This is a genomic window from Mucilaginibacter gossypiicola (assembly GCF_900110105.1).
GTDB lineage: Bacteria > Bacteroidota > Bacteroidia > Sphingobacteriales > Sphingobacteriaceae > Mucilaginibacter > Mucilaginibacter gossypiicola.
Map to the genome: position 1 here is coordinate 122,914 of NZ_FOCL01000002.1, position 26,487 is coordinate 149,400.

The following is a 26,487-nucleotide window of genomic DNA, read 5'->3' on the forward strand; positions in this document are numbered from 1 at the left end:
ATTTGAAGACTAATTATGGAAGTTAAAGGTAAGGTACATGAAGTATCGGCTACCCAGCAAGTAACCGATTCACTTAAAAAACGCGAACTTATACTTGAATATATTGAGAACCCTCAATACCCTGAATATTTAAAGTTTGAAGCTATACAGGATCGTTGCAATTTACTTGATAACGTTAAAGTTGGTGATGATGTAGAGGTGTCATTTAACCTTAAAGGTCGCCCGTGGACAGATAAAATGGGTAAAAAAAGTTATTTTAACTCGTTACAGTTATGGAGGGTTACTCCGCTGGCTGCAGCTAACAACGCATCTGCTGCGCCGCAATATGCAGCTCCATCTGCTGATATCAGTTCATCTGCCGATGATGACGATCTGCCGTTCTAAACAGAAAAGAATAAGCAAGATATTTCAAAAGGCCCTTCATCAGGGCCTTTTGTTGTTTGCTGGATTTCATATTACTATATTGAATCCATCGGTAATAAGATTGATCAAATTGATTATCATGTAGCGGCAATCAAAGAACGAGCAAAATAATATGGCAACAATTCAAACGCAATCCTTGCTTACCTGTCCTGCTTGCGGACATCAAAAAGAAGAAACTATGCCCACTAATGCCTGCCAGTACTTTTACGTATGTGAAAACTGCCAGACCATGCTAAAGCCGCTTGCCGGGGATTGCTGTGTATATTGCAGTTATGGAACAGTAAAATGTCCGCCGGTACAGGCTGGCACTTCCTGCTGCCGATAAACTGGTCATACCTCGCTAAAAGTTGTCTTTATCCGTTTCTTAACATATCCGCAAATTCATTCGGTAACGGGCTATCCTCAACTGCTCGCGCAGCCCTTTCAACATCATAAGCAACACGTATAAATTCAACCAGAACACTGCTTGGATCAGTAACAGAGCTTGTTTGGCTGAGTGTTAAAATCACATAACAGCCGTTGGGATTACCATCTTTCGGCTTACCCACAGAACCCAGGTTAACAACGTGCTTATAGTTGCTATCATCAGCTTTGAGAATACGATGATAGGGTTTGTGCGAGTGACCGACACACAAAATGTCAGCCTTTGCTTCGTCCATCATTTCTAAAACATAAGTCTCATCGAGATCTTCTAAAACATATTCGTCAACACTCCGTGTGCTGCCATGAGCCAGTACGATGTTTAACGCATCGTCATTTAGTTTAAATTCCAGCCGGATATGAGCGGGAAGTGTTGCAAGGTATTTTCTGCCATCGATATCAACTAAATGATAGGCGTAGTTTTTACCAAGCTCACTTAAACTGTGTTCTGTTGTTACCAGTTTTTTTACTTTCAGGTCATGGTTACCTGCAAGCGTTGCAATATTACGTTTACGGATTTCACCGATCACCTCGTTAGGCCAAACGTTGTAACCTACGAGATCACCGAGACAATAAACGGCATCTACATGACGGGCATCTAAATCTTTCAGCATGGCTTCCAATGCCGGAAGATTGGCATGAATATCGGAGAAAAGTGCAATTTTCATTATTCTACGACAGTTATAGTTTTAGACGTATAGTATTTCTTACGGAAGTAAAAAGCAAGGTTAACCAATGCGATCAGGGCAGGCACTTCGACCAGTGGCCCGATAACCCCGGCAAATGCTTCGCCGGAGTTAATGCCGAACACACCAATCGCTACAGCAATCGCCAGCTCGAAATTGTTACCGGTGGCAGTAAATGCAATAGAAGTACTTCTCGAATAATCGGCTCCAAATGATTTGCCCAGGAAAAAGGCGATCACGAACATGATGGCAAAATAAATCACCAGCGGAATAGCGATCCTCACAACATCCATCGGTATTTGCACGATCAGGTTACCCTTAAGGCTGAACATCACCACAATGGTAAACAGCAGGGCGATCAATGTTATTGGTGAAATGAACGGCACATATTTGGTTTGAAACCATTCTTCGCCTTTGATTTTGATCAGTGTGTAACGGCTGATAACACCGGCTGCAAACGGTATCCCTAAGTAAATGCCTACGCTCTTAGCAATCTCGCCAATGGTAATATTCACTGCCAGGCCTTGCAGCCCGAATAATGGCGGCAATACCGTAATGAACAGGTAAGCGTAAACGCTGTATAATAATACCTGGAAGATGCTGTTTAAAGCGATCAGCCCGGCAGCGTATTCGCGGTTGCCCTCGGCCAGTTCATTCCATACCACCACCATCGCAATACAACGGGCAAGGCCGATCAATATCAGGCCGACCATATAAGCCGGGTGGTCACGCAATAAAGTTATCGCCAATACAAACATCAGTATCGGGCCAACGATCCAGTTAAGCACCAGTGAAGCGCTTAATACTTTGGTATCCTTAAATACCTGTCCCATGTTCTCATATTTTACTTTGGCAAGCGGCGGGTACATCATCAGGATCAGGCCAATAGCCAGGGGGATGTTGGTTGTACCGCTTGAAAAAGAATTGATGAACCCGGAAGATGAGGGAATGAAATAGCCAATCCCTACGCCAATTGCCATGGCAAGGAAAATCCAAAGGGTTAGGTACCGATCAAGGAAACCTAATTTTTTACGCTCGGCCACGGGGGCACAGTTATTTGCTGACATGTGTTTTACTGTATAGTTAATGTGAAGCAGGGGTTAAACTATATTCCATTTAGTTATTTATTGCATTAAAGCAATATTACGATTGATATTAACAAAAAAAGCTCAGCAACAACTATCGTCACAATTTACCTCTACAAAAAAGCTGGCAAGTAAGGTTCTGTATTTTGCCCAGGTTTTATTGTTGATACAGTAACACATACTGGTGCCTTCTATTTTTCCTTTAATGATCCCCACATCTTTCAACTCTCTCAAATGTTGGGAAATGGTAGGTTGTGCAAGGCCGAGCAAATCGACCAAATCACTTCCTATACATTCATTGGCTTTGATCAGGTGTTCAATAATGGCAATACGGGCAGGGTGCGCCAATGCTTTTAACATTATCGCCAGCTCATTTTGTGCGTCTGTAAAATTTGCTGTTTTTGTTACTCCCATATTGCAATGTCACGATTAATTGGTGAAGTAAAAAAAGCTTTTGGCTATTTATTTTTCAACCGTCCTGCTCTCATGTTAAATTCTCTTTTACAAAGTTTGCCGAAAAGATTCTTATCATGTCCCTTACCTCGCGGAATTTATCCATGATCTCTTCCGGTGTACCGGTAGCTTTTGCCGGATCAGGGAAGTTTTGATGGAAGCGTTTAACATTGCCCGGGAAAAACGGGCAGGCCTCATTGGCGTTATCGCAAACCGTGATCACCATATCAAACGGAATGGCCGAATATTCGTCCACATGGTTTGAGGTGTGTTTTGAAATATTAATGTGATCTTCGGCCATCACCTGTATGGCTTTAGGGTTTACGCCGTGTGTTTCAATCCCGGCGCTGTAGATCTTTGCTTTGTTCCCGGCATAAAACCGTAAATAACCTTCAGCCAACTGGCTACGGCAGCTATTACCCGTGCATAGTACTAAAATATTTGTCATGTTATTTCCTTTAATTGATCCCTGTAACTTTACTTCTTCTTTCCAACAGCAATACGTTGCGCCATATACCGTTCATTTTCCCAACCCTTTCCCGGTAACCGATTTGCCTGAAGCCATGCTTTTCATGCAAAGCAACACTTGCGGCATTTTCAGGAAATATCCCGGCCTGTAATGTCCAGATATTTTCTGCCTCGGTATTGCTGATCAGCTTTTCGAGCAAAGCCGATCCGACCTTTCGCCCATGGTAGGCTGTACCTACATAAACACTCACTTCGGCAACCCCTGCATAAACGCAACGGCTTGATACCGGTGTTAAGGCAACCCATCCGGCAATTTTGCCATCAATTTCTGCAACAAAACGGTGCTTTTCCATGTGCGATTTATTCCATGCAGGGCCATCGGGTGCGCTGGTTTCAAACGTGGCGTTGCCGGTTGTAATGCCTTCCTGGTAAATGCGCAAAACGCTGTCCCAGTCTTCATCGGTCATCGGTCGTATTGCTATCATCGTGATTTTAGTCAAAAGTTCAGAAATCGGTTTGTTTTTAGCAGCAGCCTGAACCGGGTTCGCAGCATGGAGCAGCAACGGCAAGGTTTTTCAATTCAACCTTTTGTTTTGCAGGTGCAGGAGTGCAGCACTCTTCACCTTTATCATTCGTGCCGCAGCTTCCGCCCCTTGTGATGGCTTTGCATTGAACAGCATCCGGGCGCAGGTCAACGATCAGGTTATCGCCATCAATGATAAATTCACCCGGAAACATCTGGCGGGTATCAAATCCTGAATTTCCGAACTCGATCTTCACCGTTCCAAGCGGGTTAAGCGGTAGGGATTTTTCGACAATGGCAACGATAGATAAGGCTTTGCTTACTTTCATTGATCTTTCCTGCTGCTCGTTTTCAGGCTCCCATAGCTGTACGATAATTTCTGTCCAGCTATTCATCACGCCGCCGCAATCAACAGAAACAATTGGTGCTTGTTTGATCTCGGTAATGTGATAAGAAGCATCAACCCATTTGTTTTCTGCATACTGGAACTGCAAATTCAGATCGGGGTTCTTTACCAGTTCTCCTTTGAACTGGCTCCAGTTCAGGCTATCTGTTTTGTTCATGACTTCGTTCTCCTTTACTTGTTTTATTGCAATATTGCGATTGATTTGTTCAAATTTTTTTAGCAGCAAGATTGGGTTTTATTGTACGACTGCATGAACTGGCCCAGCTGATGTTCCAGCTTTTCCCATGCTTTAGGCTCGATGCAGTAACATACGCTTACGCCCTCTATTGTGCCTTGTATCAACCCAGCATTTTTGAGCTCTTTCAAATGCTGTGAAATTGTTGGTTGTGCCAAACCCAGTTCATCAACCAAATCACCGCAGATACAAGCATTTGTTTTGATCAGATATTGCAGGATGGCAATACGGGCAGGATGCGCCAATGCTTTTAACATTGTTGCCAATGCATTTTGCTCATCTGTGAATATTTCTGTTTTGGTAAGTCCCATAATAAATATATCGCAATATTACGATTAATGTTTTATAGTGCAAATAATTTTTTGCTGATCCATTATACAGCTTTCAGGTATCGGCGCAATAAAACCGTAGAAAACAACACTTTAATATTAATTACATTTGTTAAATTTTGTTAAATGCAATTTTTGTGTGCGGATTTAGGATAATTTTGTTGTTTAATAAATGAAGAAGAGGAGCATAGGTTTAATTATTGGCTTAATGAGCTTTGCGCTGTTGGGCGTAATGGCTATGCAATTTTATTTCCTGCGGCAATCATACCAGATGCAATCCGATTCGTTTGACCGCCAGGTGAGGGAGGCCATGAATAATGTGGTAGATAAAGTTACCCGCCAGGATGCCAATAACTTTTTGAAAACCAAAACCCAGCAGGCTGCCATCAGCACCGATAACGAAGAAACGGGTATCAGCACTATAAAAGTAACAGGGTTACCTAAAGAAAAAAAACATTCTACCGCCCGGGAAAAACGAATTGCTTTACTGCGCGATAGCTTGCAGCGCATGATTGAGCGTAAAAAAATGGATGATGAGCTTAACGGCTTATTACAAACTGAGGGTACCGTTGATTTTAAAGTACGTGTTGAAGAATATACCGATGAGTTTGGCGTTGTACACGAGCAGCTTACGCCCGAGATTGTACATACCCGGATCACCCGCAGAATGGGCCGCCCTAAAAAGCTTCACAAATACGATACCTTGAGGTACGTTTATGTCGATCCGCAGTTTGGTAAGCAAATGATCTCGGTACCGCGCATCAATCCGTTATGGGTGCAGGAACAAACCCGCAGGCAAAAAGAGCGTCAGGTTCAGCAAATCAAAAAAATGCTTGAAAACGATTCGCTTGAAAAAGTAAACAATGCAGGGGCTAAACCAACTGTTATTGAAAACCTGGCCGAAGAATATCGTAAGTCAGGAGAGCCGTTGAATAAGCGGATCAACCCCTTCTGGATAGATTCGTTACTGCGCTTTGAGCTCCATAATAAAGGCATTTTCCTGCCTTTTAGCTATGAGGTTACCACTGCCAACAGCGATTCACTGATATTTTCGAACGCCAGCGACAGCCAGGGCGAAAAGCTGCCCGTATTTGTGGCGGCTAATACTTATCAAACCCCTATTTTCACCAAAGAGGTGATCAATGATCCGGGGAAGATCAGGCTTTCGTTCCCGCAAAAAAACTCATTGATATTGAGCAACATGACCGCTACCATGGCTACAACCGGCGGCCTTACCATGGTGCTGATCCTTTGTTTTGGTTATACTATATTTTCGATATTAAGGCAGAAAAAGATCTCCGAAATGAAGATCGATTTCATTAATAACATGACCCACGAGTTTAAAACCCCGGTATCAACAATTATGATAGCCAGCGAAGCTTTAAGGGATAATGAAATTGCCGAAGATAAAAACCGGGTAGCCCGTTTAGCTAACATCATTTTTGAAGAGAATGCCCGTTTAGGCAGTCACATCGAACGGGTATTAAATATTGCCCGTATTGAACGCAACGACTTTAAACTGGAGAAAAAGCCGGTTGACGTTAACGAGATGGTGAGCATCGTGCTTGATAGCATGGCGCTCAAACTGCAAAAATGCAATGCCCAAACCACACTGCACCTCGATGCTGAAAATGCTTATATCATTGCCGATGAGCTGCATTTTTCGAACGTATTGTATAACCTGGTTGATAACGCCATTAAATACAGTAACGAGGCACCCGATATAACTATAAGCACGTTTGTTAAAAGCGGACAGGTTGTTATTAAAGTGGCTGATAAGGGTATAGGCATGAGCCGCGACCAGCAATCCAAAATATTTGAGCAGTTTTATAGGATACCTACCGGTAACCTGCACAACGTTAAAGGCTTTGGCCTTGGCTTAAGTTATGTTAATACAATAGTTAAACGCCTTAATGGTACTATAAGCGTAAAATCGGAAAAGGAAAAAGGCTCGGAGTTCGAGCTAAAATTCGCGGTAGCGTAATTCTTGAGTCGGAAAATCGGGATATCCGCAAGATAAACTCAGACGCCGTCTTAGTATAAAACAACTTAATAAATAAAGAGCTTACGGACTTTCCGACCTCGGACTTCCGGACTAAAAATCTTCCGGACAAAAAATATATGAAGAAAATACTACTGGTTGAGGATGACGCCAATTTAGGCCTGTTACTGCAGGATTACCTTCAATTGAAGGGTAAATTTGATGTGGTTTTATGTAAAGATGGCGAAGAAGGTTTACGCGCTTTTACCAAACAAACGTATGACCTGCTGATACTGGATGTGATGATGCCTAAAAAGGACGGCTTTACCCTTGGTAAGGATATTCGCAAAATTAACGCCCAGGTACCTATTATTTTTGCTACCGCCAAGGGTATGATAGAAGATAAAACCCAGGCCTTTAATTTGGGTGGCGATGATTATATTACCAAACCTTTCCGTATTGAAGAATTATTATTGCGCATAAACGCCTTGTTAAAACGTACAGATAATGCCGGTAAAAAGGAGGAGGAAAAACAAACATCCTTTAAAATTGGAAAATATACATTTGACTATACCACTCAAATGATCATGACTGCAGATAATCAGCAAAAGTTATCGACTAAAGAGGCCGAATTGTTGCGCCTGTTATGTGTTCATAAAAATGAAGTCCTTACCCGCGAAGAAGCCCTGCTGAATATCTGGCATGATGATAATTATTTTAACGGCCGCAGCATGGATGTATTTTTGAGCAAAATCCGCAAATATCTAAAAGACGACTCCAACGTAGAGATCATTAACGTGCATGGTCGTGGATATAAGTTGCTGATTAACTAAATTAAGGTTATTTTACAGGGGCTTTAAAATAACCCCTGAAATAATATTTTTTTGCAGTTTGTTTTTTGTCGCTGCTGTATGTGATCTCTTCGAACACGGCGTTAATATAACCTGCAATCGTTTTATAATTGTTATCATCAAGTATAAGTTTACTGCTAACGGGCCTATATATTAATTTTTCGTTAGGTGTAAGTTGAGGATAGATAATCTTCGGCTCAAAAGAAAATCTATCCTTTGTAATATAGATATTAAACTCATTGGCATAAGCAGGTAAGCCATCGGCAAAGTTCAATCTGATAGTATCTTTATTTTTTGAGGCGTAGCAGTATCTTATTGAATAGCCTCCCTGTACATCGGTTTCGCAATTGGCCGTGAAGTACAGCCGTGCAACTTTGCCTTTAATTATTGTTCCACTTTCGGTGTCTTCAAACCTGCCGTCTTTAATCTTTATAACATTCCACGGATACGCCCATTTTTTAACAAATGTGAGTCGCCCTTCCGGGATTTTACCAATAGCTACAGTGGAGTATGTTTTTGATTGAGCAAAGGATGATGATACCATTAACATCCAGTTCACAAAAACTAATACCCGTTTCATATTATTCTTCATCTGAAATATCTTCACCGAAATGGATGATGTTCCCGTTATTATCCAAAATAACGAACTCCTTTGTTTTCCAGGGCCGTATTTGTAAATCGGCATTTGGGTGTAGTATTCCCAGTGGTTTATATTCAGCATAAAGCTTATCAACTTCGGTTACAAAAATGTAACAGCCTATTTTTTGAGCATAAAAGATTCTATATTTTTATAAATCTACAAAGATCGCCCAGTCCTGCATATCCTTAGGATGAATTATCCAAAACTCGCTTTTAATTGCTTAATAGATAAATATTTAGCAGTTTCTGTTGCATATATTTTAACCCATGCGTAATAGATAAGAAACAGCTTTCGTAATATATTTTCATGTAACATGATTAATACACGTGTATCGATGTATTAAATGAATCGTATTTGGTAATTAGTTGAAAGTCATGTAAATTCCATTTTTATAAAAACCTAAATGGCAAAAAAAATACTCCTGGCCTCGGCAATCATCTGGGGCATAATATCAAACGGCCATGTTTTTGCGCAAACGGGCGTTGATAGCGTGGGCTTAAGTCTCGCAGTTGCTAATTACGATACAGCCATAGGTCAGCAATCACATTTGTATAACGGACCGGAATATGAATTTTATGATCCTTTAATAAAAGGCAATGCATACGTTTTTGATAATAAAGTATTTACCCCTGGCTCGGTTAGCTACGGCGCTGCAGTTTACAGCGATATCCCGATGTTATATGATCTTAATAAAGATGTAGTAGTTGTATTGCTTTATAACCGTTTCACCAAATTTTCATTACTAAGTGAGCGTGTGCATGAGTTTTGGTTGCTTAACCACCATTTTATACGCATTAATACCGATTCGACCGGCAAAGCCGCACTTGCTACCGGCTTTTACGATCAATTATATCCGGGTCAAAAAATCGAGATCATAGTAAAAAGGGCTAAGAGCATCCAAACCGCCACCAGCAGTAATACGGTTGAATCTTTTTTTAGCGCAACAAAAGACTACTATGTTAAAAAAGGAGGCTTCTATTTCAGTTTTGGCGGAAAACGCGGATTGTTAGATATCCTTAAGGATAAGAAAAAAGAGCTGAAGCAATATATAAAAGCAAACAATATTGACTTCGACGAAAACTTTGAACGGGCTACAGTCAACGTAGCTACTTATTATGATCAATTAACTAAATAATGCGTTGAGCCATGTTAACAATGCATGGCTCACATGATATTGCATTGAGTTTGTACGGCAGGAAAATAAAATAACCGGATGAAAAAAATTTACTTTCTAAGTTTTTGTTTCTTGATTTTAATTAAACTTTGCCACGCGCAGCAGGGGCAGGGAAAATCAATCAGCGTAAACTTTCAGCAAGCTACTATTGAACAGTTTGTAACAGAACTGGAAGCAAAATCTGGCTTTCATTTTTTTTACGACCCAATGCAGTTTGACAGCTTGAAAGTAACCCTGCAAATGACAGACAAACCTATGGAAGCCATATTGGGCCAGGCTTTCAAAAACACCGGTTTTAGTTTTGCCATCACCAAACAGCAACAGGTATTTTTAACCAAAGGACGCGAAATACAAACCGGGCTGGCAGTTGGTTATTTTGGCATTACAGCAGCCAATGCAACCGCAGCCAATATCAGTGTTTCGCCCGCCAATGCCGATCCCGATAAAGATAAAAAGATACCTGAAGCAACTACCGAAAACAAGCTGTATGAAATTGGCCTTAAAACCAATACCATTGAGGCGGGTACGGCAACACTTTCCGGTTACGTAAAAGAAGCTAAATCCGGCGAATCAATAAACGGTGCCAGTATTTATGTTACCAATACAAAAACGGGCGTAGCTACAGATCAGTTTGGTTATTTCACCATCAAATTACCAAAAGGCAGGCAGGTTTTAAGTGTAAGGGGCATTGGTATGCGCGATACCCGCAGGCAGATCATGCTTTACTCGGACGGGAAGATCATCATTGAAATGCAGGAACAGGTAACCAGCCTTAAAGAAGTAAAAATATCTGCCGAAAAAGTGGCTAACGTGCGCAATGTACAACTGGGGGTGAACAGGCTCGATATTAAGAGTATAAAACAGGTGCCTACCGTATTTGGCGAGGCCGATATCTTAAGGGTAGTGCTTACCCTGCCCGGGGTTCAATCGGTAGGTGAAGCCACTACTGGTTTTAACGTTCGTGGTGGTTCGGCCGATCAGAACCTCATCCTGATGAATGATGCAACCATTTATAACCCATCACATTTTTTCGGCTTCTTTTCATCATTTAACCCCGATATAGTCAAGGATATCGAACTTTACAAAAGCAGTATCCCTGAAAGATTTGGCGGGCGTTTATCGTCGGTACTGGATGTTACTAATCGCGAGGGAAATAAGAAGAAATTTACCGGATCGGCAGGGATTGGCCTAATCACCAGCAGGCTTAATGTTGAAGGGCCTATCATCAAGGATAAAACCTCGTTTTCATTTGGCGGCCGTACCACTTACTCCGACTGGCTCCTTAAACTCCTGCCCGATGCGTATAAGCATAGTTCGGCCTCGTTTTATGACCTCAATCTTGACATAAGCCACCAGATTGATGATAAAAATAACCTGTATTTAACCAGTTATATAAGCAGGGATAAATTTAAGCTCAACAGTGATACTGCCTACAGTTACAGCAACAGGAACATCAACCTTAAATGGAAGCATAATTTTAACAATAAACTATTCAGTGTTATTACCGCGGGTATAGACAGGTACCAATATGATGTTTCAAGTGCCGATAACCCGGTGAATGCTTACAAGTTAAATTTTGACATCAACCAAAGCAATTTCAAAACAGATTTCACTTATTACCTAAACCGTAAAAACACTGTCGACTTTGGGTTGAGCTCCATTTATTATAAACTCCACCCAGGCAGCTTTCAGCCCCTTGGCAATCAATCCTTAGTAGCCCCCGATGTTGTGGCCACACAGCAGGCGCTTGAAAGCGCCTTGTACCTTGGCGACAAGTTTGACGTAACCGATAACCTGTCGATAAGCGGCGGCGTCAGGTATTCTATCTATAATTTCCTGGGGCCGCAAACGGTTTATAACTACGCGCCTAACCTGCCTAAAACAAGCGCCAACCTGTTGGATAGTACCAATTATTCGAGCGGAAAATTTATTAAAACTTATTCGGGGCCCGAGATCAGGCTTTCGGCCAGGTACCAACTGGGCGATAACCTATCCATAAAAGGAGGTTATAATACATTAAGGCAGTACATCCACCTGCTATCAAATACAACGGCCATATCACCTACTGATGTTTGGCAACTGAGTGATCCTAATATTAAACCCCAATACGGCGATCAGGTATCACTTGGCCTCTACCATAATTTGAAATCAAATACCATTGAAACCTCGGTTGAAGTTTATTACAAACGGTTAAGGGATTATCTTGATTATAAAAGCGGGGCCAACCTGGTATTAAACCATCATATTGAAACCGACGTAATAGGCACCCAAGGCAAAGCATACGGTATTGAGTTTTTAATAAAAAAGGCAACAGGCAAAGCAAACGGGTGGATCAGCTACACTTATTCGCGTACCTTTTTAAGGCAAAATGATCCCAATGCAGGCGATTTGATTAATGGAGGTGCTTATTATCCTGCAAATTTTGATAAACCGCATGATTTTAATTTTATTGGCAACTATAGGTTTTCGCACAGGTTCAGTGTTTCTTTAAATCTTACTTATAGTACAGGCCGGCCTATTACCCTGCCTATTGCCAAGTATGAATATGGTGGTTCGGAACGGGTGTTTTATTCGGACAGAAACCAGTACCGCATCCCGGATTATTTCAGATCGGATTTTTCAATGAACATAGAAGGAAATCATAAAGTACACCAGTTAACACATAACTCATTCACCATAGGCGTATATAACTTAACCGGAAGGCAAAACGCTTATTCAACATTCTTTACCGAACAGGGTGGGGCCATTAACGGATATAAGCTATCCATATTTGCTAAACCTATTCCGTTTATTAATTATAATATCAGGTTTTGATTGAAAGCGATGAAAGGAAAACGATATATATTGATTTTAGTGTTATTGGCAGGCATTTACAGTACCTGCAAAAAGCCATATAATCCTAAAATTGTGGATTCGCCCAATCATTACCTGGTTGTTGAAGGGGTGATAAATAACGGCAGCGACTCAACCATCATAAAATTAAGCAGAACGGTTAATATCTCCGGCAATGTAAGTACAAGCGGCGTTGATAATTGCACAGTATCTGTTGAGGCCGAGGGGGGAACCTCATACTCGCTCACTCCTCAGGGAAACGGGGCTTATGTTACACCAGGCCTTAGTCTGGATGTGTCAAAAAAATACCGGGTGCACATTATTACCAATGATAGTAAAGAATATGCGTCAGATTATGTTGAGGTAAAAAAAACACAGCCCATAGATAGCGTAGGATTTTACATTAAAAATAGCGATGTGCAGGTTTACGTAAATACACACGATGCTACAAATAGTAGCCGCTATTACCGCTGGAGTTTTGAAGAAACATGGAAGTTTCATTCAAAGTATCAGTCGTCGTATGTGGTTGACCCCATAATAAAAGCAGTTGTTGCACGGCCATTTAGTGAAAGTAATTATTACTGTTTCGCCGGAGATAAATCGACAACTATCGTAATAGGTTCATCGGCTAAGCTAACACAAGATGTGATATTTCAGCAACCGTTAACAACCATGGCTTCAACATCCGAAAAAATTGAAATGCGTTATTCTATTTTACTAAAACAATATGCTTTAACAAAAGAAGCTTACCAGTTTTGGGAAAATATGAAGAAAAATACGGAGCAATTAGGAAGTATATTTGATGCCCAGCCATCGCAGTTAACAGGAAATATCCATAACCTTAAAGATGCGTCCGAGCCAGTTATTGGTTATATCAGTGTAACCAATATCCAATCAAAAAGGGTATTTATAGATAATGCAGATCTCCCCCGTGAGTGGGCGCCAAAATACCCTTATGATTGCGGACCGCCTGATACTGCACTATTTTTTAATCCTAAAAGCCGGCAAAACGATGTGTTAAACATGATCATTAATGGCACCGGGATACCTTTAGATGATATTACCCAACAAATGAGCATAATAGGTTATACCTTTTCATCAATTGAATGTACCGATTGCAGGATCAGGGGAAGAGTGCAGACTCCCTCATTTTGGATTGAAAGATAATGAAGCTGTTTAAAAGATATATTGTTTTCATGGCGCTACTAACATGGCTTGTATGGGGATGTAAAAAACCCTATAACCCAGGCGCTATAAGCACCCCCAACCATTATTTGGTGGTTGAAGGTGTAATAAACACCGGTAATGATTCAACGATTATAAAGCTTAGTAAAACGGTAAATATATCCGCCGATGTAAACTCGACGCTTATTAATAATGCTGTTGTTGCAGTTGAAGCCGAAGATGGCGCCAGCTATAACCTCCTATCTGTGGGCGATGGCAGTTATATTTCAACAGGACTAAATCTTAATACTTCAAAAAAATACCGCTTACATATTAATATTGATAATAGTACAGAATACGCATCTGATTATGTAGCAGCAAAAGCCACCCCTCCAATTGATAGTATAGGCTTTAATATTAAAAACAATAAAGTAGCGATTTATGTAAACACCCATGATGCTACTAACAACACCCGGTACTACCGTTGGAGTTATGATGAAACATGGCGGTTTCATTCTAAATATCTGTCGACTTACATAGTTGATAACGACATTCACAAAGTCGTATTCAGGACACAGGCACAGCTTAACTATAATTGTTTTGCAGGCGATAAATCAAGTACAATTGTTTTAGGCTCATCAACAAAACTCTCGCAGGATGTTATATTTCAGGCACCTGTGACTACAATTGATGCCACATCCGAAAAAATTGAAAAACGGTACACCATCTTATTGAAACAATATGCCTTAACAAAAGAAGCGTATCAGTTTTGGGAAAACCTGAAGAAAAACACCGAACAATTAGGAAGCATATTTGATGCCCAGCCATCGCAGTTAACCGGCAATATCCATAATCTCAAAGATCCGGCCGAGCCCGTTATTGGATATATAAGCGTAACCAACGTGCAGCTTAAACGAGTGTATATTGACAATCTTGACCTGCCATGGGACTGGACAGCAAAATACCCTTACGATTGCGGGCCCGTCGATTCAAATTATTTTGTTGATCCGCACACCAAGTCAAATACAGTTAACAGCAACATTATTTTTGGTGGTGCAATACCAATAGATCCTATTTTGGTGGGAGGCAATCTCATTGGTTACACTTCTTCAACGGTGCCTTGTGTAGATTGTACCATCAGGGGAGTAGTCAAGGCTCCTTCGTTTTGGAAAGACAAATAAATAAGATTTTATAACAATGCCATGAAAATAGATCAATAAGGTTTAGGCTATGAAAGAAACTAAAAAAGTTATTACTGCTCCCCTGCTTTTGGGCATGATACTGTTATCATTAAACAGCCTTGCACAAACAGCAACTCAAATTACCGACAGTTTTAATAAGTACTGGCAAACCACCGTACAGGAAAAAGTATTTGTACACACAGACAAGAGCGCATACGTAACCGGCGAAATTTTATGGTTTAAGGCATATGACGTGGATGCCACTTATCACAAGCCATTGGGTTTAAGTAAAGTTGTGTACGTTGACGTATTGGATGACAGGCAAAATGCTATCATACAAACTAAAATAGAAATGAAAAACGGGATTGGAAGCGGTTCTGTTTACGTCCCTGTTTCGGCAAGCAATGGCAATTATAAGTTACGGGCATACACTAACTGGATGAAAAACTTCAGCCCTGATTATTATTTTGAAAAAACGATCACCATTATCAATCCCTTAAAATCACCCGAACCCCAGGCTAAAGTACCATCCCCGGGTTATGATGTCCAATTTTTCCCTGAAGGCGGAAACCTTGTTGCAGGACTCGACAGTAAAGTGGCTTTTAAAGTTACAGCATCAGATGGTACCGGATTAAGTGAATACCGGGGTTTTGTAGTTGATCAAAAAAACGACACGGTAGCAAAGTTTCAGCCGTTAAAATTTGGTATCGGTAACTTTTCATTTACTCCGGCAGCGGGAAATAGCTATAAAGCTATTATCAAATCAGCTAATAGCGCCCCTCTTATCAAAGAGCTACCCACAGTTAATAACCAGGGCTATGTTATGTATGTAAAAGATGCCGGCAGTACACAAATAGAAGTGACGGTAAAGGGAACAGGTGTTGAAGGCCGCGAGTTGTATTTATTTGCCCACACAGGGAAATTAGTTAATGCAGGCATTACAGCTGCAATGAATAACGGAACTGCAAGTTTCACTATTGATAAAGCTAAATTAGGCTACGGCGTATCGCACCTAACCATCTTTAATAGCGCCAGGCAACCTGTATGCGAAAGACTTTATTTTAAACGCCCAAAACAAAACCTTAGCATCGATGCCAATGCCGACCAGTCCTTATATAGCCATCGAAAAAAAGTAAACGTGGCTATCGCAGCTAAAGACTTATCCGGACAGGTAAAGCCAGCCAACCTGTCAATGTCGGTTTATAAGATCGATTCATTACAAAGCACGGATGCTGCAGGCGAGATATTTAGTTACCTGTGGCTAAAGTCGGATTTACGCGGACATATTGAATCGCCTGGCTATTATTTAAGAAATACCGATGCTGAAGCCGACGCCGCCCTGGATAACCTCATGCTTTCACAAGGCTGGCGAAGGTTTCAATGGGATAATGTGCTTGGCAATAGATCTGCTGCATTTAACTTTTTGCCAGAGTATGACGGCCATTTGATTACCGGTAAAATAACCAACACACAAACGGGCAATGTTGCCAAAGATATTGTAGCCTATTTAAGTGTTCCTGGAAAACGGGTACAGCTATATGCGGCCAAAAGCGATTCGGCAGGAAGGTTAATTTTTAATACAAGGCAACTATATGGCCCGGGGGAGATAGTAGCACAAACCAATTCAGAACGGGATTCAACTTACCATATCGATATTTTAAGCCCTTTTTCTGAACAGTACTCAAAATACCCCGCACCAAAATTTAACCTTACCAGGAGCATGCAAAATGCCGTTGAGGAAGGAAACCTTGGCACGCAGGTTCAAAACATTTATTGGGCCAATAAGATCAAGCAATTTTATGAACCGCAGGTTGATAGTTCGGGCTTTTATTCAACACCCTATAAAACCTACCTTTTGGATAATTATACCCGTTTTACAACCATGGAAGAAGTATTGCGGGAATATATAAGGGAAGTGTGGGTTACCCGATCACAAAAGCGCTATCACATTAAGGTACTTAACGGCAATGGCTTTTTAGATGGCGACCCCTTAGTAATGCTTGATGACGTGCCTGTGTTTAATATTGATAAGGTGATGGCTATCGACCCCTTAAAAGTTCGTAAGCTCGAGGACGTTCCTTACCGATATTATTGGGGGCCGTCTGTTTATGAAGGGATTTTAAGCTTCACAACCTATAAAGGCGACCTTGACGGTGTTGAAATAGACCCGCGGGCTGTTGTGCTTGATTACGAAGGTCTACAGCTACAGCGTGAGTTTTATTCGCCGGTATATGATACTGAACAGGCGGCAAAAAGCAGGGTCCCCGATTTCAGAAACCTGCTTTATTGGGCACCAGAAATCAACACTCCGGCTCAGGGCAAACATCAACTGTCGTTTTATACCTCCGATCAAACAGGAAAATATATAGGCATTATACAGGGAATTACAGCAGAAGGCGATGCCGCAAGCCAATATTTTAGCTTTGACGTGAAGTAACTATTTTTAAATTTCCGTGAACCACACCTTACATCATCTTACTTAAACACTGATTATCAGCAAATTAAACCAAAACAAAAAAGACAGATAAATCAAAAAAGCTCTTAATTTTTCAAATAACGAACTTTTTTGAAAAAACAATTTGCGTAAAATGAAATGGTTTGTATATTTGCACACCCAAACGGAGGAGTGGTAGTTCAGCTGGTTAGAATACATGCCTGTCACGCATGGGGTCGCGGGTTCGAGTCCCGTCCATTCCGCTAAAAGGGTGTCAAAACCCACCAAAAGCGCTTAAATCAATGATTTAGGCGCTTTTTTTATGTCAAAAGCGCTCGTTTCAGACTAAGTTTTATGGTTCACTCGGTTACCTATTCGGTTACCTGTTTGAATCACCTAATTTAGGTAACCGAATACAGATTTAATTAATTGATTTTGAATGGATTAACTCGATGCCAGACAGCATCAAAATGATTCAAATTTTATTAAATCTTTTATTAAAAAAATGGTTACTTATGAAGAATTCTAACAGCTTTTCTATCCTGATCTGGGCGAACAAAGCAAAATCAGATGTTAATGGGATGATGCCCCTTTACGCGAGAGTTACTGTAATGGGCAAAAGGGCGGAAATCTCGCTAAAAAAGAAAGTCAATCCCGCAAAGTGGGATGCCAAAACCGGCTTCATGAAAGGAAGCGGAAACGAAGTCCGTACGGTCAATAATCACATACACCAAGTCTCCGAAGAAATTTTCCGGATATACAGTGAACTACAAAAGAACAGCGATTACATTTCGGCTGAGGAAATAAAAAATAAATTCACCGATGGACCGACTGAAAGGCGTACGCTTTTGGCAGTCTTTGACGAGCATAACAACGATGTTGAAAGTCTGGTGGGCAAGGATTACGTCAAGGCTACGCTTACAAAATATAAAACCATCAGAAGCAAGGTTGCCGAATTCATTTCCTCAAAATATGGCAGGAACGATGTATACCTGGATCAGCTTGAGTTTGGCTTCATTACCGGTTTCGAGAAACACCTCAAAATAAAATCCGGCATCGATCATAATACGACGATGAGTTATATCAAGCGACTAAAAAGAATTATGACTATTGCAGTCAATAATCATTGGATTAGCATAAATCCGTTTTCTGCGTTCAAATGTACGACGCAGAAAGTTGTGCGGGAAGAGTTGACGGAGGACGAGGTTAAAAGACTGGAAGAAAAAACCTTCTCTGTTAAAAGACTGGAAGAGGTCAGAGACTGCTTTCTTTTTAGCTGCTATACTGGTTATGCTTTTATAGACGCTTCTAAATTAACCGAAGACAATATCGTGAAAGGTAAAGACAACGAGATTTGGATCAGGACTAACCGGACCAAAACTGAAATTGCTGCCAATGTCCCTCTGCTACCTCAGGCCATTCAAATTATCAACAAATACAAAGACCATGAAGATTGCATTTACAGCGGAAAGATTTTACCAATGAAAAGCAATCAAAAAATGAATGCGTACTTAAAAGAAATAGCTGATTTATGTGCTATAGATAAAAATCTTACAACGCACATGGCACGGCATACATTTGCCACCACGATAACCTTAGGAAATGGTGTGCCTATTGAATCAGTAAGCAAAATGCTGGGGCACACAAAAATCACCACGACTCAAATATACGCCCGGGTCAAGGAGCAAAAAGTAAGTAAAGATATGAAGGACTTAAGGTTGAAGCTAAATAACAATTCAATTCTCCTTTCATCGGAATAGTACATTCAGTGTTTGGCATTAAAGACAGGTGAGCTATTTCACCAGCGCAACGATCAGCTTTCCTTGTCGCCCCGTTTTTAATGCTGTAGCGGAAGGTTTCTGGTTTCAGTTGGTCTTTGGCCACCAGCCATGAGGGGATTGCATCAGCCAGAGTAATACCGGCGAACCATTGGGGCGCGCCATATTCATCGTTAATCGCTATTAACAGATCGGCAAGTCTGTAAAACCTTCCGATATATGGGGCTGGTGTTGAATGGCATGACATTAGGAGCAATCAAAAAAAGCGACCGGAATAATCAGCTTGGTTCGAATTTTCAGATATCCGCGCGACAAATAAAAACCATAACTTGCATTTACTTTCGCCGTATAAACCATTTAAGCTTACTTTATGGATGTCGCTGCTGCCGGATTGGTTTTGATGTTTGTTATTGGTCTGGTGTTTTATCTCCGGTTAAGGAAACAGCGGGCAAACAGTTCGGAAGATTACAGGCGCCTGTTCGATGGCATCCCTACACCGATGTACATCTACGACGACCAAACCTTTCACTTCTTGGCAGTTAACGATGCTGCTATTGAGCAATATGGCTATACACGGGAAGAATTCCTACAGGAACTGAAACTCACCGATATCCGGCCGCCGGAAGAGATTCCCGCCCTGCTCAAATTTCATGAAGCCTTACCAAAAGGCCATGTGAATGCGGGGCGCATGCTGCATATCAATAAGGCCGGTCAACGCTTCTATATCAGCGTTTATACCCATCATACCATCTTTGAGGGCAAAGACGCCCGTCAGGTTCTGATCGTCAATATCGACGAAAAAATGCGGGCCGAGCAGATTGTGAGCGAGAAATCCGCGGAACTGGCAAATATGCTCGACAGCATCACGGACGGTTTTTACGCTCTGAATCAGAACTGGGAGGTAACATTTATCAATAAGGCGGCTGAGAAGGCCCTTTCCTGCAGCAAAGAAGAAGTGATGGGCAAGAATCTCTGGGACTTTTTCTCGCATTCCCGGGAAGGGCGTTTCTATCCTGAATACGAACGCGCCATGAAGGAAAGGGTCAGCGTGCATTTTGAAGAACTGTACGCCCCGCTGGGGGTCTGGGGTTCGATGAACGTCTACCCAACCAAGGACGGCATCGCCGTTTATTTCGTAGACATTACGGAACAAAAAAAAATCCAGGAAAAGATTTATATTGACGGCCAGAACCTTCGGGCGATCATCAATAATACCCGCGACCTGATCTGGTCGGTTGACCGGCAGTCCAAGATCATCACCGGTAACCAGGCCTTTTGGGATCGCGTAAAAGAATTGACAGGCAAAGCTGAGGATGAAGTGACTAATGCCGATTTTGTGCAGGAAAGGGTGGCGGTCTTTTTCGAAAGCTACGAACGCGCCTTTAAAGGTGAGGCTTTCAGCGTTGTCCGGCAACGTGAGATCGATGGCAAACAGGTTTACGAGGAACTCAGCTTTAACCCGATCCGTGACCAGCGCGAAGAGGTCATCGGCGTGAATTGCTTCCTTCGCGACATTACCGAATCACAGGAGCATCTGCATAAAATCGAAGACCAGAACAAGCGCCTGCGCAAGATCGCCTGGGTCCAGTCCCACCGTGTTCGTGCACCGTTAGCCAGTATACTGGGCCTTGTCCAGCTTTACGATCCTAATGATTCGCCCAATGCAGAGATCATCCCAATGTTAAAAAAGTCTGCCGAAGACCTCGATCAGGTAATAATGGAAATTACTACACTGACCGATAATCTCTGATCTTCTTAATACTTTAATTTATATGTTGATGTATTAAGCATTCAAACAGTCCTTATCTTTTCCCGGTGCTTTTTACCCCATTTGATCATTTCAAGGATAATATCGCCAAAGCTTTGGCAATAGTCGGTAACGGTGTATTCGACTAGCACCGGGGAATTAGGTGTAACGGTCCGCTTCAGCAATTGGTTTGCCTCCATTTCCTTAAGTTCACGCGAAAGCATTCGGGTGGTAATGCCAGGAATGCTACGCTCTATATCTCGGAAACGCCTGTTCCCGTTGCAGAGCGAATTAATAATCGGCAGCTTCCATTTCCCACCAATAACATAGATGGTGTCTTGTAAAGCCTTTATTTCTTCCTGTTGATTGCGCGGGTCCGATAAGATTTGCGCCGCCTTTTCTTGCTTGGTCATTTTGGTATACTCTATGATACTGGTAACAAAGTTATACCAATTGCCTAATATTTTTGCAGCATGGAAAATTTACGCAATAAAATAGCCGTGATTACCGGCGGAAACAGCGGCATCGGATATGCCACTGCCAAAGAGATGAAGGCACAAGGTGCGACGGTTATCATCACCGGCCGCCGCCAGGATGCGCTTGAAAAAGCCGTTGCTGAACTTGGCGTGACCGGCTTTATGGCCGATCAGTCTAAATTAAGAGAAACAACCGAATTGGTTAGCAAAGTCAGCGAGCAATTCGGACAGATTGATATTTTGTTTATCAATGCCGGCATTGTCGGCACCGCACCGATAGCGGACGCCACCGAAGAACTTTTCGACAGCATTTTTGATATCAATTTTAAGGGCGCTTATTTTACGCTTAGCAAATTTATTCCCTTGCTCAATGATGGTGCTTCTGTGGTGTTCCTTTCTTCCAATACCGCCAGTATGAATGGTGCGCAGTCGTCCATTTATTCTTCCGGTAAAGCTGCGCTAAACTCGATCATGCGAATTGCGGCTGTCGAGCTTGCACCACGCAATATCCGGGTTAACGCGGTAAGCCCGGGCCCTACGCAAACCGAGATATTAAACAAGCTCGGGCTTGATGAGGCGGCTCGTAAGGGCTTGGATGACTGGATGATCGAACGTATTCCCTTGAAAAAGATTGGCACTGCTAAAGACGTTGCAAAGATGGTCGCTTATTTTTGCGGGGACGCAGCCAGTTTTATCACCGGCGCCGAAGTCGTGATGGACGGTGGGATGTCACTTGCTTAATAAAAAAGGTCGCTCTAGTTTCTTTAAGTTTGAACTAAATTGCAGTTCGGTTGGATTTTCATCATGATAAAATGTTAAGCACTCCTTTCATTTGAACTGCTTACAAACAATTTAAGTGCATTAAATAAATGTGCAAAAACTTAGGGGGTGAAACAATTCTTTCACCCCCTTTCACTGTTTTCACTTTTTCCAAAAGCCTTTCTTTGCTTGCAAAACGATTTATTTTAAAATGTTTAGAAACAAAATTTATTAGCTATGGCAGGTATAGAAATCGCAACAAAACAAGATTTACTCGACCTAGAGGAGAGGATCATAGAGGAAATTAGAAAATCAAAAGGAGCACCCGAAGAACCCAGAAAGTTATTAAAGAGCTATCAAGTGAAAAATTTACTTAAAATTTCACCCGGAACTCTGCAGAACTTAAGGGTAAATGGCACGTTGCCTTTTACGAGAGTTGGCGGCATCATCTATTATAAATACGACGATATCATGAAAATTTTTCAAAGGGAGAAAATTGAATCTCCCCCAAAAGCTCCAACGTTAAAAAAAAGAATTCAATGACCATAAATAAGCTGAAAATAAAAGTCTCAAGTGGATCTTTAAATTAGTAATCTCGCCAAATGATCCCGGCCATCGTGCAGCAATACCGTTCTATAGGTTGGAGTACTTCCTTTACCTTGGCTGTCGTTCCAGCAAGGCGGCCAGTTTGCTCAGCGAAGAACGGGTGCCAGCTTCGTTATCTTCGGGTTTGATGCCTGACGGTAGGTCATAAAAAGCAAACGTGACTTTTGTGCCACCGGGCTGAGCCTTCAGTTGGATATCCATGATCATCTCGCCTCCGAAGGCGGGGTCAGCTGTATCGAATTGCACTGCTTCCATCAAACGATGCGGCGGTTCGAGTATGAGAAAACGGGCAATAAAGCGATCCTCTCGTTCAGAAGATTTGCCCTTCATCACTTTTTCCGATTCAGGGTAGCGCAGCGACATTGTATAGCCGCCGCCTTCCCGTAAGTCAAAGGCGTGAATTTGGCCGGTCATCTCACCGGGTACCTGCCAGCGGACCAACATGTCTGGATTCGTAAGCGCTACATAGATCTGCTCGGGCGTCGCTTTGATCAGCTGGTTATTGCTGGTAGCCGGTTGCCTGCGGGTCTTCTTTTCGGCCTGATGTCGAATAAACAGTGCTCTCGTACGGGCCTCTGCTTCTTCTACTTCCATGCGCTGGCTTTTAAGAAAGTCTGATTGCGGCTGTTTATGTTTTTCGCTCATCCCTGTTTAGGCACTCGGCCATATTTTAAAAGTATTTTCGTATTTCGTTTCGGAATCCCGAATCATGATAGAAAGCTGTTCTGTCCGGACAGGAAAATGCTGCTCGACGGACCTATAGATCTGCTGAAGAAGGTTGCCTAGCCGCTGTTCGAAGTCGGTACGGCTGATGCAAATCACGATATGGTTTTCCATTTTGCTTACCGTACCGTGTTCGCCCAGTTCATTTTTTAATAAATTCAATACGCCGGAGCCTAGGTTTTCCAAGGTATGTTCGGCGAGTGAAAGCAGGTCACTCATACATAGCTTATTTAAATCATTTATAACGAGAAGTTATTTGTTCTTTAAACGGATGTTGCTCCAAAGCTATTCCGATATTTACCAGCAGGTCTCTGTCGACCGGGTGTCCGTCTTCAGCCTGCCACGCGCCGGAGCGTCCGGATATCCAAAAGTTTGAACCGTTGGGATGGCGGATTCGAAAGCCTTGCTCGCCATGCCATTTTTCAGGTTTTGCTTCCAGGAGCAGTAAAGCGCCGGTGTAGGGGTCTTTTACCTGTAATTCCACGTTATCCTCCTTCCTTTGTAAGTAAATAGGTTGCCGGATCAAAGACGTAAGGTTAACAACAAATAGGAATATTTTTTAGTTTGTCATTTTTTAAAATTAACTGCAAAATCAAAATACCCCAATCGCTGGCCAACGAAACCCTTCTTAATTATTTTTTTAAAAGGTAAATTGCTAATGGCCTACAGGTGTATAATAATTGGTAAGAAGATCGAGAGCTTAGCTGTTCACACACCTACACACTTGAAGGCCTTAACTTCGAACTAATTGACAAAGCATACCAGATGGAAAATTAACCGTGGTTGTGCATGTGATATGTAAAAACAAAGCTATCCAGGAGTTATTTCAATAGCAGTTATTAAACAAGATAGCAAATTCAAACTTCATTATTCCGTTGCTAGTACCACTTCCTGTTCTTTAATGTTTGTGGATATCGCGCGGCCAAGCCATTTGGTGCGCAAAATAAGTATCAGGACAATTATAATAAATACAGAATAAGCGGCACCTAACCAGGTTTGATTATTGATGTTAATGAGTTTAACTAAGACAAAACTGAAAGCCGAAGTAGAAATAATAAAACCGCCACCGGTTAAGCCGTTAGCCATACCGCCATAATGTGAAAATCGCGTTAAACAATAAGACAACATGCCATTGAACAGGAAGCCTGCTGCCGAGTGCACAAGCACAACATAAGCCATCAACGTATATAGGTTATGAATCTTTAAGGTAAGCAGCATTAAACAACCGGACAATATTAATTGGATTACGGCAGCAGCTAATATCTTTTTAAAGAATGGCCTGGAGATAAGGGCTTTTGATAACAAATTTCCCGCCAGTAATGCTAAACCGGAGATCATGGAACAATTACCCGTCACCGTTGCGGGATAATGCATTAGCTTTTCGATTAGAAAAGGGCTTGACATGTTATAGATCATTAATACACCGTAGGTAAGGCCCAGTACAAGCAATCCGGCAGTAAAATCCCAGGTGCTGAGCATGGAGCGGTAGGCATTACTAATAACGCTCAAGCGAAACGGCGCCTTCACCGCAATAGTTTCGCCACTGAAGATCAACTCCAATATAAGGAACACCAAAGCGAAACAACCAAGGAAGTAGAAGTTTGACTGCCAGCCAAAATGAGTCTGCAAGTAACCGCCCGCAAACGGCGCCACAATAGGCGCGGATGACCAGATCACGGAAAATAAACTGGTATAATGTTTTAGTTTTTCTCCCGAAAAAAGGTCAAAAAAATAAGCTCGTTTACTAACGACCACCACTGCCGACATGACGCCCTGTATTGCGCGCATAACATAGATTGTCTGTATACTGCCCGTATTAGCAATAGTAAAACTGGCAGCACTGAATACGGCTAAGGCAATAATGTTTGGAATAAATCGCCCATAACTGTCCAGAAAGCTTCCAACTAACAATTGCCCTATGCCGTAGGCGGCTAAAAATATGGAAATTGAGAGTTGTACAGCTGCCGGGGTCGCACCCAGTTTGGAGCTCATGGCCGGCAAGGATGGAATATAAATGTCCAGCGCGAAGCCGGTTATCGGAATTAATAAAAACGCCAGAATGGTACCTATACCTTTGTTTGTTTCTTTGATGTATTTCATGACCTTGAATTGTAATCACAAAGGTAACCCGGCCGGAACTCGGGCGATAAGACAAAACAAATCAATGCTTATACAAATCAAATATTAGCTTACTTTTTTTAAATGATCCCTGAAAAGCAACGGGGTAGTGTTTGTGTTCTGTTTGAAATATTTATTAAAATGAGACGGGTACTCGAAACCGAGGGTATAGGCTATCTGGGCGGCATCCCAGTCCGTATTTAAGAGGAGTGTCTTGGCTTCTTCGACGATCCGCTCGTGAATGACTTCACGAGTCGTTTTACCTGTCGCCTTTTTAATAACGTTATTTAGATAATTTACATGCACATTTAACTGATCGGCATAGGCTGCGGGTGTAAGTAAGCTTAATGGATTCTCTGGCGAATCGACAGGGAACTGTTGATTTAACACATTGAAAAATCGCGCTATTAACCGGTCGTTGGAGCTGTCTTGTTGAACCGGACCATTTAATCGGATTCCTTCCAGTATCATCATTTGGAGCAAGCTTCTTATCATATCATATCTATAAAAATATTGGCTTGCTAGGAGTTCCTCCATCTCGTGGTAAAGGCCGATAAAACGATCGCTCTCTCTATCTGTCAAAGGGATTACGGCGGAAATAGCCGGATTGAACAGTGCACTGCGATATCTGATATCTTGCCGGATAGTATTTAACAAAAACGTATCATTGAAAAGACAATAAAAGCCTGACTGTGACTCGGATAAGGAGTGAAAGGAAGAGGGGACACCGGGATTGTAAAAAATAATGCCCCGTCCTTCAACCATTACATCCTGGTTCGCTGTTTTGTGAATACCATCGCCTATGATCAGACATATTTTATAATAATCCCGGCGGTTGTAGGGCGTGTGTTTGGCCTGGCAAATACGTTTCCTTACATTGAAATGGCTGACATCACCGTTCGAAAGCAAGTCTGCGGGCATTTGCTGCTTAGTACGTTGATAGAATTCTGGTAATGTTTCTGTCCCTATTTCCATGGTTGACCTATTATATAAGT

At 41.9% G+C, this 26,487-nt stretch carries 27 protein-coding genes and 1 tRNA gene; 14 read left to right on the forward strand and 14 right to left on the reverse strand.

What is annotated here, in order from left to right:
- The first annotated feature begins 15 nt into the window (after window positions 1-15).
- The gene (locus tag BMX50_RS05590; protein WP_091208925.1) at window positions 16-384 is read left to right on the forward strand and encodes a DUF3127 domain-containing protein; all 369 of its coding nucleotides are present in this window, start codon (window positions 16-18) and stop codon (window positions 382-384) included.
- A 151-nt stretch (window positions 385-535) separates the two neighbouring features.
- The gene (locus BMX50_RS35105) at window positions 536-748 is read left to right on the forward strand and encodes a GDCCVxC domain-containing (seleno)protein (protein WP_091208928.1); all 213 of its coding nucleotides are present in this window, start codon (window positions 536-538) and stop codon (window positions 746-748) included.
- Between the two features lie 28 nt (window positions 749-776).
- Here the strand turns inward: BMX50_RS35105 and BMX50_RS05600 are convergent, their stop codons facing one another.
- The 7 genes from BMX50_RS05600 to BMX50_RS05630 all read right to left on the reverse strand — a co-directional run bounded on the left by BMX50_RS05600 (window position 777) and on the right by BMX50_RS05630 (window position 5,010).
- Window positions 777-1,511, reverse strand: coding sequence for a metallophosphoesterase family protein (locus BMX50_RS05600; RefSeq protein ID WP_091208930.1), 735 nt, complete (start codon window positions 1,509-1,511; stop codon window positions 777-779).
- Window positions 1,511-2,596: an ACR3 family arsenite efflux transporter gene (gene arsB, locus BMX50_RS05605; protein WP_091208933.1), complete on the reverse strand. Its 1,086-nt coding sequence runs from the start codon at window positions 2,594-2,596 to the stop codon at window positions 1,511-1,513. Before arsB ends, BMX50_RS05600 begins: the two co-directional genes overlap by 1 nt.
- A 102-nt stretch (window positions 2,597-2,698) precedes the next feature.
- A complete protein-coding gene (locus BMX50_RS05610; protein ID WP_091208936.1) occupies window positions 2,699-3,028 on the reverse strand; it encodes an ArsR/SmtB family transcription factor in 330 nt (109 codons plus the stop codon).
- 70 nt (window positions 3,029-3,098) lie between these two features.
- Window positions 3,099-3,515: an arsenate reductase ArsC gene (locus BMX50_RS05615; protein ID WP_091208939.1), complete on the reverse strand. Its 417-nt coding sequence runs from the start codon at window positions 3,513-3,515 to the stop codon at window positions 3,099-3,101.
- Between the two features lie 10 nt (window positions 3,516-3,525).
- Window positions 3,526-4,020 (reverse strand): GNAT family N-acetyltransferase, encoded by a 495-nt coding sequence (locus tag BMX50_RS05620; RefSeq protein WP_091208941.1) that lies wholly within the window; start codon window positions 4,018-4,020, stop codon window positions 3,526-3,528.
- Window positions 4,021-4,057: 37 nt separating this feature from the next.
- Window positions 4,058-4,621 carry a DUF6428 family protein gene (locus BMX50_RS05625; protein ID WP_091208944.1) on the reverse strand — a complete coding sequence of 188 codons (564 nt, stop codon included), beginning with the start codon at window positions 4,619-4,621 and terminating at the stop codon, window positions 4,058-4,060.
- 59 nt (window positions 4,622-4,680) lie between these two features.
- Window positions 4,681-5,010: an ArsR/SmtB family transcription factor gene (locus BMX50_RS05630; RefSeq protein WP_091208948.1), complete on the reverse strand. Its 330-nt coding sequence runs from the start codon at window positions 5,008-5,010 to the stop codon at window positions 4,681-4,683.
- A 190-nt stretch (window positions 5,011-5,200) separates the two neighbouring features.
- Here BMX50_RS05630 and BMX50_RS05635 point away from each other — a divergent pair, with 190 nt between their 5' ends.
- Complete coding sequence (locus tag BMX50_RS05635) at window positions 5,201-7,012, forward strand: sensor histidine kinase (protein WP_091208950.1); 1,812 nt, start codon at window positions 5,201-5,203, stop codon at window positions 7,010-7,012.
- A 137-nt stretch (window positions 7,013-7,149) separates the two neighbouring features.
- Window positions 7,150-7,842: a response regulator transcription factor gene (locus BMX50_RS05640; protein WP_091208952.1), complete on the forward strand. Its 693-nt coding sequence runs from the start codon at window positions 7,150-7,152 to the stop codon at window positions 7,840-7,842.
- 7 nt (window positions 7,843-7,849) lie between these two features.
- On the opposite strand, the gene BMX50_RS05645 is transcribed toward BMX50_RS05640, so the two are convergent.
- Window positions 7,850-8,581, reverse strand: a complete 732-nt coding sequence (locus tag BMX50_RS05645) for a hypothetical protein (protein WP_091208955.1) — start codon at window positions 8,579-8,581, stop codon at window positions 7,850-7,852.
- Window positions 8,582-8,903: 322 nt separating this feature from the next.
- Between BMX50_RS05645 and BMX50_RS05650 the strand changes: the two genes are divergently transcribed.
- From BMX50_RS05650 to BMX50_RS05685, 8 genes are all read left to right on the forward strand, one after another.
- Window positions 8,904-9,635 (forward strand): hypothetical protein, encoded by a 732-nt coding sequence (locus BMX50_RS05650; RefSeq protein ID WP_091208957.1) that lies wholly within the window; start codon window positions 8,904-8,906, stop codon window positions 9,633-9,635.
- Between the two features lie 78 nt (window positions 9,636-9,713).
- Complete coding sequence (locus BMX50_RS05655; protein ID WP_091208962.1) at window positions 9,714-12,488, forward strand: TonB-dependent receptor; 2,775 nt, start codon at window positions 9,714-9,716, stop codon at window positions 12,486-12,488.
- A 9-nt stretch (window positions 12,489-12,497) separates the two neighbouring features.
- On the forward strand, window positions 12,498-13,673 hold the full coding sequence (locus tag BMX50_RS05660) for a DUF4249 domain-containing protein (RefSeq protein ID WP_091208965.1): 1,176 nt from the start codon (window positions 12,498-12,500) through the stop codon (window positions 13,671-13,673).
- 29 nt (window positions 13,674-13,702) lie between these two features.
- The gene (locus BMX50_RS05665; RefSeq protein WP_167667820.1) at window positions 13,703-14,851 is read left to right on the forward strand and encodes a DUF4249 domain-containing protein; all 1,149 of its coding nucleotides are present in this window, start codon (window positions 13,703-13,705) and stop codon (window positions 14,849-14,851) included.
- A 49-nt stretch (window positions 14,852-14,900) separates the two neighbouring features.
- A complete protein-coding gene (locus BMX50_RS05670; protein ID WP_091208970.1) occupies window positions 14,901-17,288 on the forward strand; it encodes a hypothetical protein in 2,388 nt (795 codons plus the stop codon).
- 186 nt (window positions 17,289-17,474) lie between these two features.
- A tRNA-Asp gene (locus BMX50_RS05675) sits at window positions 17,475-17,548 on the forward strand.
- Window positions 17,549-17,737: 189 nt separating this feature from the next.
- Window positions 17,738-19,045, forward strand: coding sequence for a site-specific integrase (locus BMX50_RS05680; RefSeq protein ID WP_091208973.1), 1,308 nt, complete (start codon window positions 17,738-17,740; stop codon window positions 19,043-19,045).
- Between the two features lie 388 nt (window positions 19,046-19,433).
- Window positions 19,434-20,813, forward strand: a complete 1,380-nt coding sequence (locus BMX50_RS05685) for a PAS domain-containing protein (RefSeq protein WP_091208975.1) — start codon at window positions 19,434-19,436, stop codon at window positions 20,811-20,813.
- Window positions 20,814-20,854: 41 nt separating this feature from the next.
- Here the strand turns inward: BMX50_RS05685 and BMX50_RS05690 are convergent, their stop codons facing one another.
- Entirely contained in the window at window positions 20,855-21,223 is a 369-nt protein-coding gene (locus BMX50_RS05690; protein ID WP_091208978.1) for a winged helix-turn-helix transcriptional regulator, read from the reverse strand.
- Between the two features lie 60 nt (window positions 21,224-21,283).
- Between BMX50_RS05690 and BMX50_RS05695 the strand changes: the two genes are divergently transcribed.
- Window positions 21,284-22,027: an SDR family oxidoreductase gene (locus tag BMX50_RS05695; protein ID WP_091208981.1), complete on the forward strand. Its 744-nt coding sequence runs from the start codon at window positions 21,284-21,286 to the stop codon at window positions 22,025-22,027.
- Between the two features lie 255 nt (window positions 22,028-22,282).
- Entirely contained in the window at window positions 22,283-22,588 is a 306-nt protein-coding gene (locus tag BMX50_RS05700; protein WP_091208985.1) for a helix-turn-helix domain-containing protein, read from the forward strand.
- Window positions 22,589-22,699: 111 nt separating this feature from the next.
- Here BMX50_RS05700 and BMX50_RS05705 read toward each other — a convergent pair whose 3' ends face one another.
- The 5 genes from BMX50_RS05705 to BMX50_RS05725 form a co-directional block, all read right to left on the reverse strand.
- On the reverse strand, window positions 22,700-23,245 hold the full coding sequence (locus BMX50_RS05705; protein ID WP_091210330.1) for an SRPBCC domain-containing protein: 546 nt from the start codon (window positions 23,243-23,245) through the stop codon (window positions 22,700-22,702).
- Between the two features lie 57 nt (window positions 23,246-23,302).
- A complete protein-coding gene (locus BMX50_RS05710) occupies window positions 23,303-23,593 on the reverse strand; it encodes a hypothetical protein (protein ID WP_091208987.1) in 291 nt (96 codons plus the stop codon).
- Between the two features lie 16 nt (window positions 23,594-23,609).
- Window positions 23,610-23,900, reverse strand: a complete 291-nt coding sequence (locus BMX50_RS05715; protein WP_091208989.1) for a hypothetical protein — start codon at window positions 23,898-23,900, stop codon at window positions 23,610-23,612.
- A 341-nt stretch (window positions 23,901-24,241) separates the two neighbouring features.
- The gene (locus tag BMX50_RS05720; protein WP_091208992.1) at window positions 24,242-25,474 is read right to left on the reverse strand and encodes an MFS transporter; all 1,233 of its coding nucleotides are present in this window, start codon (window positions 25,472-25,474) and stop codon (window positions 24,242-24,244) included.
- An 84-nt stretch (window positions 25,475-25,558) separates the two neighbouring features.
- Window positions 25,559-26,467, reverse strand: coding sequence for a helix-turn-helix domain-containing protein (locus BMX50_RS05725; protein ID WP_091208995.1), 909 nt, complete (start codon window positions 26,465-26,467; stop codon window positions 25,559-25,561).
- Window positions 26,468-26,487: the final 20 nt, after the last annotated feature.